The organism is Vibrio limimangrovi (assembly GCF_054064025.1).
Genome location: NZ_JBSUGF010000002.1, coordinates 407,151 through 419,029, shown reverse-complemented (window position 1 = coordinate 419,029; position 11,879 = coordinate 407,151). Strand labels below are relative to the sequence as shown.

General features: G+C 45.6%; 11 protein-coding genes. 3 read left to right on the top strand and 8 right to left on the bottom strand.

The features are described 5' to 3' along the window. Positions 1 to 142 precede the first annotated feature (142 nt). The 8 genes from yacG to nadC all read right to left on the bottom strand — a co-directional run bounded on the left by yacG (position 143) and on the right by nadC (position 7,347). Entirely contained in the window at positions 143 to 337 is a 195-nt protein-coding gene (yacG, locus tag ACWYU8_RS03925; RefSeq protein ID WP_065302869.1) for a DNA gyrase inhibitor YacG, read from the bottom strand. A gap of 107 nt (positions 338 to 444) precedes the next feature. Beyond that, a complete protein-coding gene (zapD, locus tag ACWYU8_RS03920; RefSeq protein WP_457517318.1) occupies positions 445 to 1,185 on the bottom strand; it encodes a cell division protein ZapD in 741 nt (246 codons plus the stop codon). Positions 1,186 to 1,212: 27 nt separating this feature from the next. Continuing rightward, complete coding sequence (gene coaE, locus ACWYU8_RS03915; protein ID WP_457517316.1) at positions 1,213 to 1,827, bottom strand: dephospho-CoA kinase; 615 nt, start codon at positions 1,825 to 1,827, stop codon at positions 1,213 to 1,215. Continuing rightward, the gene (locus ACWYU8_RS03910) at positions 1,828 to 2,697 is read right to left on the bottom strand and encodes a prepilin peptidase (protein ID WP_457517314.1); all 870 of its coding nucleotides are present in this window, start codon (positions 2,695 to 2,697) and stop codon (positions 1,828 to 1,830) included. Between the two features lie 84 nt (positions 2,698 to 2,781). Further along, on the bottom strand, positions 2,782 to 4,005 hold the full coding sequence (locus tag ACWYU8_RS03905) for a type II secretion system F family protein (protein WP_457517312.1): 1,224 nt from the start codon (positions 4,003 to 4,005) through the stop codon (positions 2,782 to 2,784). Positions 4,006 to 4,035: 30 nt separating this feature from the next. Beyond that, complete coding sequence (gene pilB, locus ACWYU8_RS03900; protein ID WP_457517310.1) at positions 4,036 to 5,721, bottom strand: type IV-A pilus assembly ATPase PilB; 1,686 nt, start codon at positions 5,719 to 5,721, stop codon at positions 4,036 to 4,038. Then, complete coding sequence (locus ACWYU8_RS03895; RefSeq protein WP_457517342.1) at positions 5,721 to 6,197, bottom strand: pilin; 477 nt, start codon at positions 6,195 to 6,197, stop codon at positions 5,721 to 5,723. Before ACWYU8_RS03895 ends, pilB begins: the two co-directional genes overlap by 1 nt. A 262-nt stretch (positions 6,198 to 6,459) precedes the next feature. After that, positions 6,460 to 7,347 carry a carboxylating nicotinate-nucleotide diphosphorylase gene (gene nadC, locus ACWYU8_RS03890; protein ID WP_457517308.1) on the bottom strand — a complete coding sequence of 296 codons (888 nt, stop codon included), beginning with the start codon at positions 7,345 to 7,347 and terminating at the stop codon, positions 6,460 to 6,462. Between the two features lie 92 nt (positions 7,348 to 7,439). On the opposite strand from nadC, the gene ampD reads away from it, so the two are divergent. From ampD to aceE, 3 genes are all read left to right on the top strand, one after another. Then, a complete protein-coding gene (gene ampD / locus ACWYU8_RS03885) occupies positions 7,440 to 7,985 on the top strand; it encodes a 1,6-anhydro-N-acetylmuramyl-L-alanine amidase AmpD (protein ID WP_457517306.1) in 546 nt (181 codons plus the stop codon). A 409-nt stretch (positions 7,986 to 8,394) separates the two neighbouring features. Further along, positions 8,395 to 9,162 (top strand): pyruvate dehydrogenase complex transcriptional repressor PdhR, encoded by a 768-nt coding sequence (gene pdhR, locus ACWYU8_RS03880; RefSeq protein ID WP_457517305.1) that lies wholly within the window; start codon positions 8,395 to 8,397, stop codon positions 9,160 to 9,162. Positions 9,163 to 9,211: 49 nt separating this feature from the next. Next, entirely contained in the window at positions 9,212 to 11,872 is a 2,661-nt protein-coding gene (aceE, locus tag ACWYU8_RS03875; protein WP_457517303.1) for a pyruvate dehydrogenase (acetyl-transferring), homodimeric type, read from the top strand. Positions 11,873 to 11,879 lie beyond the last annotated feature (7 nt).

Sequence of the window (11,879 nt, the reverse complement as noted above, 5' to 3'; positions counted from 1 at the left end):
GTAATCCGTAATCCGTAATCCGTAATCCGTAATCCGTAATCCGTAATCCGTAATCCGTAATCCGTAATCCGTAATCCGTAATCCTAAGATTAAGTTTTGCAGAGTACTTCCAACAATCGCCCCCCTAGGATCTAGACCCTTGTTAATACTGATCTTCTGACCAGCCGTCGCTATCCGACATATCTGGCGCGCCAGCAATGGTATTCTCTTCGTCTGCCCATTCACCAAAATCAATCATTTGGCATTTTTTGCTACAGAAAGGTCGATGTGGGCTTTGTTCTCCCCACTCAACGTCGGCGCCACACTGGGGGCATTGAACGATGGTAATTTTAGACATGGTTTGTTCGTCCCTTTGTGTTTTGTGTACTCACAAAAGTGTTCTGCGTACTAACAAAACTCTAGATGAAAAGAGGGGTATAAAAATTGTAGTAGAGTGAATTTAAGCTAGCTACAAACCGCCAGCTCGAACTCAACATCTTGTGTGCAGGCTTGCCCACTTTCAAAAGACATAAATTTAATCGCGAAGCGGTTTTTATGACCTGAAATCATAGGGTAGACGCCGTGTTCCATAGGAATATGGAGACGAAGAATGTTGGCTTCATCAGCATCACTCTGGAAGAAACCAGCACGCCCGATTTGAGCTTTAAACTGCCCGGTTTCACGGGTCAATTTAAGCCATAAGTTTAATGCATCAGAAAGCGGCTTTAAGCTATTTAGCCATTTTTGGGCATCGTGCTTTTTACGTTCAATAGGTAAATGCAACCAAAAATGCAGAGCTGGTAAGTCAAAGCAACAAGAACCACCAGGCAGGTTGAATCTCTGCCGGATTGAGCTTAAGAAGCGATCATCTTTAAGTGCTTGTCCAAAACGTTCCGCTGCCATCAGTTGGCTATGCACAACATCAATTTCATTAAGTAACGCAGTCAGTGCACCTTGGTCAACGCCTTCTACGTTCAGCCAGTGGCGATAGGACAAGCGTTGCTTTTCAAGATCTTTGGCTAGCTCACTTTTGAGCTGAAGCTGTTCGAAGATCTCGACCATATCAAATAAAGCACGGAAAAATAGCTGGTGCTGATGGCTGTCAGCAAAACCAGAGGCCAAGTGAGCCTGACGCAGTAGAGACTCTACTCTTAGGTAGATACGAGTTTTCTCGTTGAGAGGGTGTTCAAAATTGTGCGTGGTCATCAACATAAGCCTTGGTGAGTTTCATTCTTATTTTCGCAGATCTTTCTTACACATGGCTAGGTACTTTTCATGCAAATTTGTGATTTGAAGCAAAAGATCATGGTCGTCTGGATTATTTTTAACCACATCATCGGCGATATCGAGTCGTTGCTGCCTTGACGCTTGCGAAGCGAGTATCGCAAGAGCCTGCTCTTCACTGACGTTATCTCGTTTCATGGTGCGAGATATTTGCGTCTTTGGATCGACATCGACCACCAGAACTCGATCACACAGACTTTCAAGATTATTTTCTATCAGTAATGGTACAACGAGTAATGCGTAGTCGGATGTGACCTGCTGTAAATCGTCGAGCATTTTTTCTCGAATAATCGGATGCAATAACTGATTGAGCCACTGTTTCTCTTCCGGATTGGAAAATATACGTTCTCTCAATTTAGCTCGATCAAGCAATTGGTTTTCAAGAACAATATCGTTACCAAAGTGCTCAATAATTGCATTTAGTCCCGGAGTTCCGGGTTCTACTACTTCTCTTGCAACAATGTCCGCATCAACGATGTCGATTTTAAATTGTTGCTTGAACAGATTCGCCACAGTGGTTTTACCACTGGCGATACCGCCTGTTAAGCCAATAACCAATGCCATTTACACTCCCAGAATTGATGTGAAATACCAATTTAGAATCTGATCACCCCAGAGCAAGCTTACCCATCCGGCAATCGCTAAGTAAGGACCAAAAGGGAAAGCCATTTCAATCCCCTTTTTCTGCAATCGTAGCTGAATTATTCCAAATATGACGCCTACGACTGAAGAAAGCAAAATGATCATGGGTAAAGATTGCCAACCTAACCAAGCACCAAGCGCTGCCAGCAGTTTAAAATCGCCGTAACCCATGCCTTCTTTACCGGTAAGTAGCTTGAAGCCCCAATACACCGACCAGAGGCATAAATAGCCCGCGATGGTACCGATCACGGAGTCTTGCAGACTAACAGGACTAACTTCTGTTAATGCTAGAGCAATGCCAGCCCAAGTTAATGGCAATGTTAATTGATCAGGCAGAAGCATGGTGTCGAGATCGATAAACGTTGCTGCAATCAGAATGAAGGTGAAGAAAATCAGTGCAATAGTGAAATAACTGAAGCCAAAATGAAACGCGACATAACCAGAGCAGGCTGCGGTCAGTATTTCTATCAGCGGATACCTTGCGCTGATTGGAGCACTGCAGTTGTGGCACTTACCTTTCAGAAGTAGCCAACTGATAACAGGGATGTTATCGCGAATGCGAATAGGCGTACCACATTGTTGGCAAGAAGAGCGGGGTACGCTCAGGGTGAGCACTTCTTTCGGAGGATCGATATTGTATTCTGGGAATGACTCTGCGCATTCACGTCGCCATTCCAATTCCATGATTTTAGGTAGTCGATAAATGACGACATTCAGGAAACTTCCCACGATCAAGCCGAAAACCACGGCGAATACAACGAATAACCATGGGTAGTACTGGAAAACTTCCATATTTGTCTCTTGATTGGTAAATCAAACGAGCAAGGTGCTGTTTTGATGGGATTAATTACAAAGCCATTTTGGTATGGCTCCATTCTAGCCCATTACGCTCATTAAGTTAAAGATTGGCAGATACATTGCTGTGACTAATCCACCAACAACCACACCGAGAAAAACAATAATCAGAGGTTCGAGAATTTTACTTAAGTTATCGACGGTATTGTCTACTTCGAATTCGTAAATCGTCGCAACTTTATTGAGCATATCATCGAGTCGTCCTGACTCTTCTCCAATCATGATCATTTGCAATACCAGCTCTGGGAATACATCGCAGTTGCGCATTGCGACATACATCGGCATGCCGGCAGCAGTATCACGATGGACCTCTTCAATCGCGAGTTGATAATGCATGTTGCCAGACGTTTTCGATGTGGTTTTCAAACTGGTCAGAATAGGAATACCGGCACTAAAGCTGGTCGCCAGAGTTCGGCTAAATTTGGCGATAGCCGCCTTTGACAGCACCGGTCCTAACACGGGAATTTTTAGTAGGGCCCGATCCATCATTAACTGAAAGGTGTCTGAACGTTTCACCATTATGCGAGCCGATATCCCAAGACTCAGTATGCCTAAGCCAATCAGGGGACCCCAAGTTTGCATCCAAACGGACAGATCTAACACTTGTCTGGTAAACCAAGGCAAGTCAGCCCCGAAGCCGACGAACATTTTTTCAAACTCAGGAATAACTTGCGTGAGCATGAGGTAGGAAACGCCCAGTGCAACTAAAATGACCATTGCTGGATATATCAGTGCCTTGATGACTTTGGCTCTGAGCTCCTCACTTTTCTCCCGATACGTTGCGAGGCGTTCAAACACCTCGGCCAGATTACCTGAAAGCTCTCCCGTCGCGATGAGGTCGGTATACAACGCATCAAAGTGTGTACTGGCAGTGCGCATCGCCTTAGACATCGGTGTGCCGGCTTCTACCGCTCGTGTCACACTCATCAAAATAGATTTCATTTCGGCTTTTTTATGGTTATTGGAGACCAGTTTTAAAGCCTGAACAAGCGGGACACCCGTGACCAGCATGGTAGAAATTTGGCGCGTAAACACGGTGATGTCTTTGCCTTTTACGCGGTGGCTCAGCCTGGACAGAAAAGAAATACTGCCTTTTTTCAGTTTTTTGATTTTTATATGCTGGGCGTTGAGGCGCTCGCGTACTTCAATTTCGCTCATGGCCAGAGTTTGTCCTGAAGTCTTTTTCCCTGAGCTATTGATGCCTTTCCAGCGGAAGTTCTTGAGTTGTGGCGTTGTGGTTTTCATAGGCTACATGACTACTGATTAAAAAATGAATTAAAAATAGAGCACGCGTTGTAGTTCACTAAAGCTAGTGATCCCTTGCTTGAGTTTTGCGATACCTGACATTTGCAGTGTGCTCATGCCGTTACGGATGGCGATTTTTTCGAGTTCGTGTACAGAAACTCCTTTAATCAGTGCTTCAGATAAAGATTCATCAAAACGCATCACTTCATAGATGCCAGTTCGTCCCGAATAGCCATGTGTGCAATGGTTACAGCCATTAGGATTGGCTTGGTAAATCTCGTCTGACGCCTGAATGCCGAGATGTTGTAACGGTGCGGTCAGTTCTTGTGGTTGTTTACAGTGAGGGCACAGCTTACGCGCCAAGCGTTGGGCAATAATAAGGCTGAGCGAAGAGGCGAGGTTAAAGCTCTCAACCCCCATATTGGATAAGCGGACAACGGTCTCCGCCGCTGAGTTAGTGTGCAGAGTGGAGAGCACCAAGTGGCCAGTTTGTGCGGCTTTAATCGCGATCTCTGCGGTATCAAGGTCACGAATTTCACCTACCATCACGACATCTGGATCTTGGCGCAGGAAGGAACGCAGCGCCTCGGCGAAACCAAAGCCGATCTTAGGTTGTACCTGAACCTGGTTAATGCCTGATAGGTTGATTTCAACCGGGTCTTCTGCCGTCGAGATGTTGATTTCAGGTTTGTTGAGAATATTTAGGCCAGTATAAAGCGAAACCGTTTTACCGCTTCCCGTTGGGCCGGTCATCAAAATCATCCCTTGAGGCTGACGCAATGCATCTAAGTACCACTGCTTTTGCTGATCGCTGTAGCCCAGTTTGTCGATGTCCAGCGAAGCCGAGCTGCTATCGAGCAGTCGTAATACAATTTTTTCACCGAATAGAGTCGGCAAGGTCGACACACGCATATCAATCGCGGTGTCTTGATTGAGTTTAAGCTTGATTCGTCCGTCTTGCGGTAAGCGTCTCTCAGCGATATCGAGTTTAGACAGAATTTTGATTCGGGCAGAAAGACGGCGACTTAACAGGCTGGGAGGCTGCTGCGTTTCAATCAAAATGCCGTCACAACGCAGCCGAACGCGGTACATTTTTTCGTAAGGTTCAAAGTGGATATCGGATGCGCCTTTTCGCACCGCATCGAGCAAAATCTGGTTGATATAGCGGCTAACCGGTGATTCGTCCTGACTTAGGTCTTCAATGTTATCGACTTCATCGGCATCGACGTCAACGAGGTTGGCAAGCTCGTCCTGGTTGATCTCTTTTAAGCCAGGTTTTTCCTGACCAATAGCGCGCCCGTATAGACGGCGAACCGCGGCGTCAAGTTCAGCAAAATCCGCAATGACGAGATCGACTTGTAACCCGGTAGCAAAGCGAAAATCGTCTTCGGCTTGCTGATTGGTGGGATCGGCAATGGCTAGAGTTAAAGTCGATGGGGTTCGCTCCAGTGGCACTGCATGGTGACTGGTGATCAGTTCACGCAGCCCCAGTTGCTGACACAACGGTGTGTAAGCATAGTCAGACAATTTACAGCAGGGTAAACCGAAGGTTGAGCTCAGGTGAGACGCGAGTTCTCTGGTAGTGAATATACCAGAATTGACTAACGCCTCCGGCATCGAAATGCCAGAAGCGTTGACTTGCTCTATTAACGATTCTTCTTGAGCTAAGCTAAGTAACCCTGATTGGCGAAGAGCCGTAGATAGGTTGGATAACATTATCGTTCAGGACACCAATCACCAGTTGTTCCGGTGCCTAAACATGTTATTGCCCAGGTCACACCAGACGTGCTTATTGTAGGTGTTAATACGACTTGTGCATCGGCAGGTAATGCCCCTTTAGCCCCGTTCACAGACGCTGAAATAGAACCAGTTGCTGTTCCTATAGTCTCTTGCTCTACAGTTGAAGATACTTTAAAGCTATCTGTTGTGTCTTTTGTAAACGTTTGTTCTGCTGGTACACCACCGTCTCCAGATTTACAGCTTTTTTCGCCATCCAGTAAGCAGATTCCAACAGCTGTTTTGAAAGCAGCTGTTGCGCTAGCCATTTCACTTGCATGAGTACTCTTTGTATAGTTTTGATACGCAGGAACAGCAAACGCTGCCAAAATCCCAATAATCGCCACCACAATCATTAATTCAATCAGCGTAAAACCTTGCTGTTTTTTCAGTATTTGTTGTTTAACTGGTTTCATTTTTTCTTCCTTCTCATGACAAAGATAATGCAGTTGCATTGGCGCAAGAGTAGGGAGAGTTGGAAGGGGTGAAAACCAGCAAAAAAAGAGTGCTCGAGTGAGATAAAAATCTTTGATGTTCAGTTGCATATCATGTGCAACTATTTGCGAGTGGTTCTATTTTATGGCTAAAAAAATAGAGGACCAAATGGTCCTCTATTTACAGTAATCAGACTTCAACTGACTGAGTTAATTAGATTAATTTCATTTTGGGCAGCGGTGCTTATTTGAAGCGCATCGAAAGATCCATCGCTTTCAGGTGCTTGGTTAGCGCACCGACGGAGATGTAATCCACGCCAGTTTCTGCGTATTCTGCGATGGTGTCTAAGGTGATATTGCCAGAGTTTTCTAGTGCAGCGCGGCCAGCGTTGATTTCTACTGCTTCGCGCATCATCTCTTTGCTAAAGTTGTCGAGCATGATGATATCGGCACCTGCGTTAATCGCTTCTTTTAGCTCGTCTAAGCTTTCAGTTTCTACTTCTACAGGCTTGCCCGGATTTAATTCTTTTGCTGTTTTGATTGTTTGAGTGATACCACCGCAGGCGATGATGTGGTTCTCTTTAATCAGATAAGCATCGAATACGCCGATACGATGGTTAAAGCCACCGCCGCAAGCCACCGCATATTTCAGTGCACTGCGCAGACCCGGAATGGTTTTACGAGTATCTAATAGACGACATTCTGTATGGGCAATTTTCGCCGCATACTCAGCAGTGATGGTGGCACAGCCTGAAAGCGTCTGAATAAAATTCATTGCGTTACGCTCACCCGTCAGCAAATCGCGAGCCGGGCCAGAAAGCGTACAAAGCGTTTGGTTTGGTTCTACTTTATCGCCGTCTTTTACGTGCCAATCGATGGTCACTTTACCACCAAGCTGCTTAAAGACTTCATCTGCCCATGCCTGACCACAAAACACACCGTGTTCACGAGTGATAATGGTCGCGGTATTGACGGCATCCGCTGGGATAAGCGATGCGGTGATATCGTTATTGATATCCACAGTGCCACCCAGGTCTTCTTTTAAGGTATCGGCGACTGATCGGGTGATTTCTAAAGGAAGTTGTTGTTTCAGGAATTCCAGGCGTTCTTGGCTGTTGTGTTTGTTCTTCATCGCAAATCTAGTATTGAAAGGGAGATGGCAACGAATGATACTCTCCGGTGTCAATAATTTCAGCAGTTAATTTTCAAACAATAGAGGTTGATATGCGCCCAATTATCGAGAATGGCTGGCTGACGCAAGCCAAACACGTCCCATCGCCATTTTTTGATGCTCGTTCAGATGTAAAAGATATCTCTCTGTTAGTGGTGCACAACATCAGCTTGCCGCCAGGTCAGTTCGGAGGCTCTTACATAGAGGACTTTTTTCTTGGCAATCTGGATCCGAATGCACATCCATTTTTTGACGTAATTCACAAAATGAGAGTTTCGGCACATTGCTTAATCAAGAGAAATGGCGAGGTTGTACAGTTTGTCTCTTTTCTGGATAGAGCATGGCATGCGGGGCAGTCAAGCTTTGCCGGACGGCCGGGTTGCAATGACTATTCGATAGGAATTGAGCTGGAAGGTACAGAGTTTGTTGCCTACACCGACGAACAATATCAGTCACTTGCGAGTCTGACTCAAGCGATCATGCTGCATTATCCAAAGGTCTCGCTGCAACGAGTAACGGGCCATCAATATATCGCGCCCTTAAGAAAAAGTGATCCTGGTCTTAGCTTTGACTGGGTAAAATATCGCCAGATGATTTGAAATAAAGTTGTGATAAATATGTAAATTGCCAAGGCTAGAATCAATAAGGCATGTGTTCGCACATGCCTTTTTTATATGTGGGAATAATTACTTTTGTAGAAAGTTAACTACATTTTTTCCAGTGACTTTGAAATGGAGGTGAAAAAATGTACATATTGTTTTGGCATTTCCTGTAATTGCTTTCCAAAACCGCTAGCACGATATTCACCCAGTTGTTTTTTTATTGTAATTGGTAAGACCAATTTTATTGCCGTTTTAATGGTCAATTGTTATCAGACTGTTCTTACCAGTCTCGTTCTATGATTTAGGTCAATTTTTGGCTGGACAGTGACGTTTTAATTATGTTAATTTCTGCCCCAACTTAAAATTGGTATTACCAATTACCTGCAAGAGTAAAAGAATAATAAATATGGCTTATCAAAGGATTCGTCAGCCAAAACTCTCTGATGTTATTGAACAAGAGTTAGAACGGTTGATTGTGGAAGGAACATTGTCTCCGGGGCAGCAGTTGCCACCAGAGCGCGAACTGGCAAAACAGTTTGATGTGTCTCGTCCATCTGTCCGTGAAGCTATTCAACGACTTGAAGCCAAGCGTCTTCTTACTCGCCGTCAGGGTGGAGGCACGTTTGTTAGCGATAACATCTGGAAAAGTTTTTCTGATCCTTTGCTAAATTTATTGTCTAGTCACTCTGAAACTCAGCTGGATTTACTGGAAACGCGTCACGCGATGGAAGGAATTGCAGCTTATTTTGCAGCCGTTCGTGGTACCGAAGAAGATTTTGCTCGAATTCAAGCTTGCCTTGAACGAATCAGCCAAGCGCAATTAAACAATGATGTTGTCGCTGAATCGGCGGAAGTCATGCAGTTCTTAATTGCGTTAACGGAAGCGGCTCATAACGTCGTGCTACTGCACATTGTGCGCAGCCTGGCACCTTTGCTCGAGCAAAATATTCTACAGAATTTTAAATTATTGCATCGCCGCTCTGAAGCGGTCGAGAAAGTAAGTAAACACCGAGCTAATATCGTGGATGCGATCGTATCTGGTCAGCCAGAAAAGGCGCGCGAGATGTCTCACTCACACTTAGCTTATATTGAAGAAACATTGTTGGATTTGACCAGAGAAGAGTCTCGTCGTGAACGCTCTTTACGTCGAATGCAACAGGGCAATGACTCGTAACGACGATTTGTTTGTTTTATAGATCCAACCAACAGAAGGATAGATCGCCATGTCTGATATGAAGCATGACGTAGATGCACTGGAAACTCAAGAATGGCTAGCGGCACTTGAGTCAGTTGTACGTGAAGAAGGCGTAGAGCGTGCTCAGTTCCTACTTGAGCAAGTTCTAGATAAAGCACGTCTGGGCGGTGTTGATATGCCAACTGGAATCACCACCAACTACATCAACACGATTCCGGCAGATCAAGAACCAGCTTACCCTGGTGACACAACACTTGAGCGTCGTATTCGTTCCATCATTCGCTGGAACGCAATCATGATCGTTCTACGTGCATCGAAGAAAGACCTAGAACTAGGCGGCCACATGGCGTCTTTCCAGTCTTCTGCTGCATTCTACGAAACATGTTTCAACCATTTCTTCCGTGCTCCAAACGAGAAGGATGGTGGCGACCTAGTTTACTACCAAGGTCACATCTCTCCGGGTGTCTACTCTCGTGCATTCGTTGAAGGCCGTCTAACTGAAGAGCAGCTAGATAACTTCCGTCAAGAAGTAGATGGTAAAGGTATCCCGTCATACCCACACCCTAAACTAATGCCTGAATTCTGGCAGTTCCCGACCGTATCTATGGGTCTGGGTCCAATTGCTTCTATCTACCAAGCTCGTTTCCTTAAGTACCTGGATGGCCGTGGTCTGAAAGATACTTCTGAGCAGCGCGTATACGCGTTCCTGGGTGACGGTGAGATGGATGAGCCAGAATCACGTGGTGCTATCTCTTTCGCTGCGCGTGAGAAGCTGGACAACCTATGTTTCCTAATCAACTGTAACCTTCAGCGTCTAGACGGCCCTGTAATGGGTAACGGTAAGATCATTCAAGAACTTGAAGGTCTGTTCAAAGGTGCTGGCTGGAACGTAGTGAAGGTAATCTGGGGTAACAACTGGGATTCTCTATTAGCTAAAGATACTTCTGGTAAGCTTCTTCAGCTTATGAACGAAACTATCGACGGCGACTACCAAACATTCAAATCTAAAGATGGTGCATACGTACGTGAGCACTTCTTTGGTAAGTACCCAGAAACTGCAGCACTTGTTGCAGACATGACTGACGACGAAGTCTTCGCACTTAAACGTGGTGGTCACGATTCTTCTAAACTGTACGCAGCATTCAAGAATGCACAAGATACTAAAGGTCGTCCAACTGTAATCCTTGCGAAAACAGTTAAAGGTTACGGCATGGGTGAAGCGGCAGAAGGTAAGAACATCGCGCACCAAGTTAAGAAGATGGATATGACTCACGTACTACACATGCGTGATCGTCTGGGTCTTCAAGACATTCTGACTGACGAAGCAGTGAAAGAACTTCCGTACCTGAAACTTGAAGAAGGTTCTAAAGAGTACGAATACCTGCACGCTCGTCGTAAAGCTCTACACGGTTACACGCCACAGCGTCTGCCTAACTTTACTCAAGAGCTAGTGATTCCAGCGGTTGACGAGTTCAAGCCTCTACTTGAAGAGCAGAAGCGTGAAATCTCTACCACTATGGCGTTTGTACGTACTCTGAACGTACTGCTAAAAGACAAAGGCATTGGTAAGAACATCGTTCCTATTATTGCTGACGAAGCTCGTACTTTCGGTATGGAAGGTCTGTTCCGTCAAATTGGTATCTACAACCCACATGGTCAGACTTACACTCCAGAAGACCGTGGCGTAGTGTCTTACTACAAAGAAGCGACATCTGGTCAGGTACTTCAAGAAGGTATCAACGAGCTGGGTGCGATGTCTTCATGGGTTGCAGCAGCAACGTCATACAGCACGAACGATCTACCAATGATCCCGTTCTACATCTACTACTCAATGTTCGGCTTCCAACGTGTTGGCGACATGGCGTGGATGGCTGGTGACCAACAAGCTCGTGGTTTCCTACTAGGTGCAACGGCTGGTCGTACAACGCTAAACGGTGAAGGTCTACAGCATGAAGACGGTCACTCGCACATCATGGCGGGTACGGTTCCTAACTGTATCTCTTATGACCCAACGTTCGCATACGAAGTTGCGGTAATCATGCAAGACGGTATCCGTCGTATGTACGGTGAGCAAGAGAACGTTTACTACTACCTAACGCTAATGAACGAGAACTACGCAATGCCAGCAATGCCAGAAGGCGCTGAAGAAGGCATTCGTAAGGGTATCTACAAGCTAGAAACCTACGCTGGTGATAAAGCGAAAGTTCAGCTAATGAGCTCTGGTACTATCATGAATGAAGTACGTAAAGCAGCTCAAATCCTAAGCGACGACTACGGCATCGCGTCTGATGTTTACTCTGTAACATCATTCAACGAAGTGACTCGCGACGGTCAAGCAGCAGAGCGTTACAACATGCTACACCCAGAAGCGGAAGCGCAAGTTCCTTACATCCAAACGGTAATGGGTACTGAGCCAGCTATCGCAGCAACTGACTACATGAAGAACTACGCAGAGCAGGTTCGTGCATTCATCCCTGCTGAGTCTTTCAAAGTTCTTGGTACTGACGGCTTCGGTCGCTCAGACAGCCGTGAAAACCTACGTCGTCACTTCGAAGTGAACGCAGGTTACGTAGTAGTGGCAGCGCTAACTGAACTAGCGAAGCGTGGCGACGTTGAGAAATCTGTAATTGCTGAAGCAATTAAGAAATTCGACATCGACACTGAAAAAACTAACCCGCTATACGCTTAATAAAGAA

Excerpts from the sequence above, each read along its gene's own strand:
- yacG (WP_065302869.1), bottom strand. The coding sequence starts at position 337 with ATGTCTAAAATTACCATCGTTCAATGCCCCCAGTGTGGCGCCGACGTT.
- zapD (WP_457517318.1), bottom strand. The coding sequence starts at position 1,185 with ATGACCACGCACAATTTTGAACACCCTCTCAACGAGAAAACTCGTATC.
- coaE (WP_457517316.1), bottom strand. The coding sequence starts at position 1,827 with ATGGCATTGGTTATTGGCTTAACAGGCGGTATCGCCAGTGGTAAAACC.
- ACWYU8_RS03910 (WP_457517314.1), bottom strand. The coding sequence starts at position 2,697 with ATGGAAGTTTTCCAGTACTACCCATGGTTATTCGTTGTATTCGCCGTG.
- ACWYU8_RS03905 (WP_457517312.1), bottom strand. The coding sequence starts at position 4,005 with ATGAAAACCACAACGCCACAACTCAAGAACTTCCGCTGGAAAGGCATC.
- pilB (WP_457517310.1), bottom strand. The coding sequence starts at position 5,721 with ATGTTATCCAACCTATCTACGGCTCTTCGCCAATCAGGGTTACTTAGC.
- ACWYU8_RS03895 (WP_457517342.1), bottom strand. The coding sequence starts at position 6,197 with ATGAAACCAGTTAAACAACAAATACTGAAAAAACAGCAAGGTTTTACG.
- nadC (WP_457517308.1), bottom strand. The coding sequence starts at position 7,347 with ATGAAGAACAAACACAACAGCCAAGAACGCCTGGAATTCCTGAAACAA.
- ampD (WP_457517306.1), top strand. The coding sequence starts at position 7,440 with ATGCGCCCAATTATCGAGAATGGCTGGCTGACGCAAGCCAAACACGTC.
- pdhR (WP_457517305.1), top strand. The coding sequence starts at position 8,395 with ATGGCTTATCAAAGGATTCGTCAGCCAAAACTCTCTGATGTTATTGAA.
- aceE (WP_457517303.1), top strand. The coding sequence starts at position 9,212 with ATGTCTGATATGAAGCATGACGTAGATGCACTGGAAACTCAAGAATGG.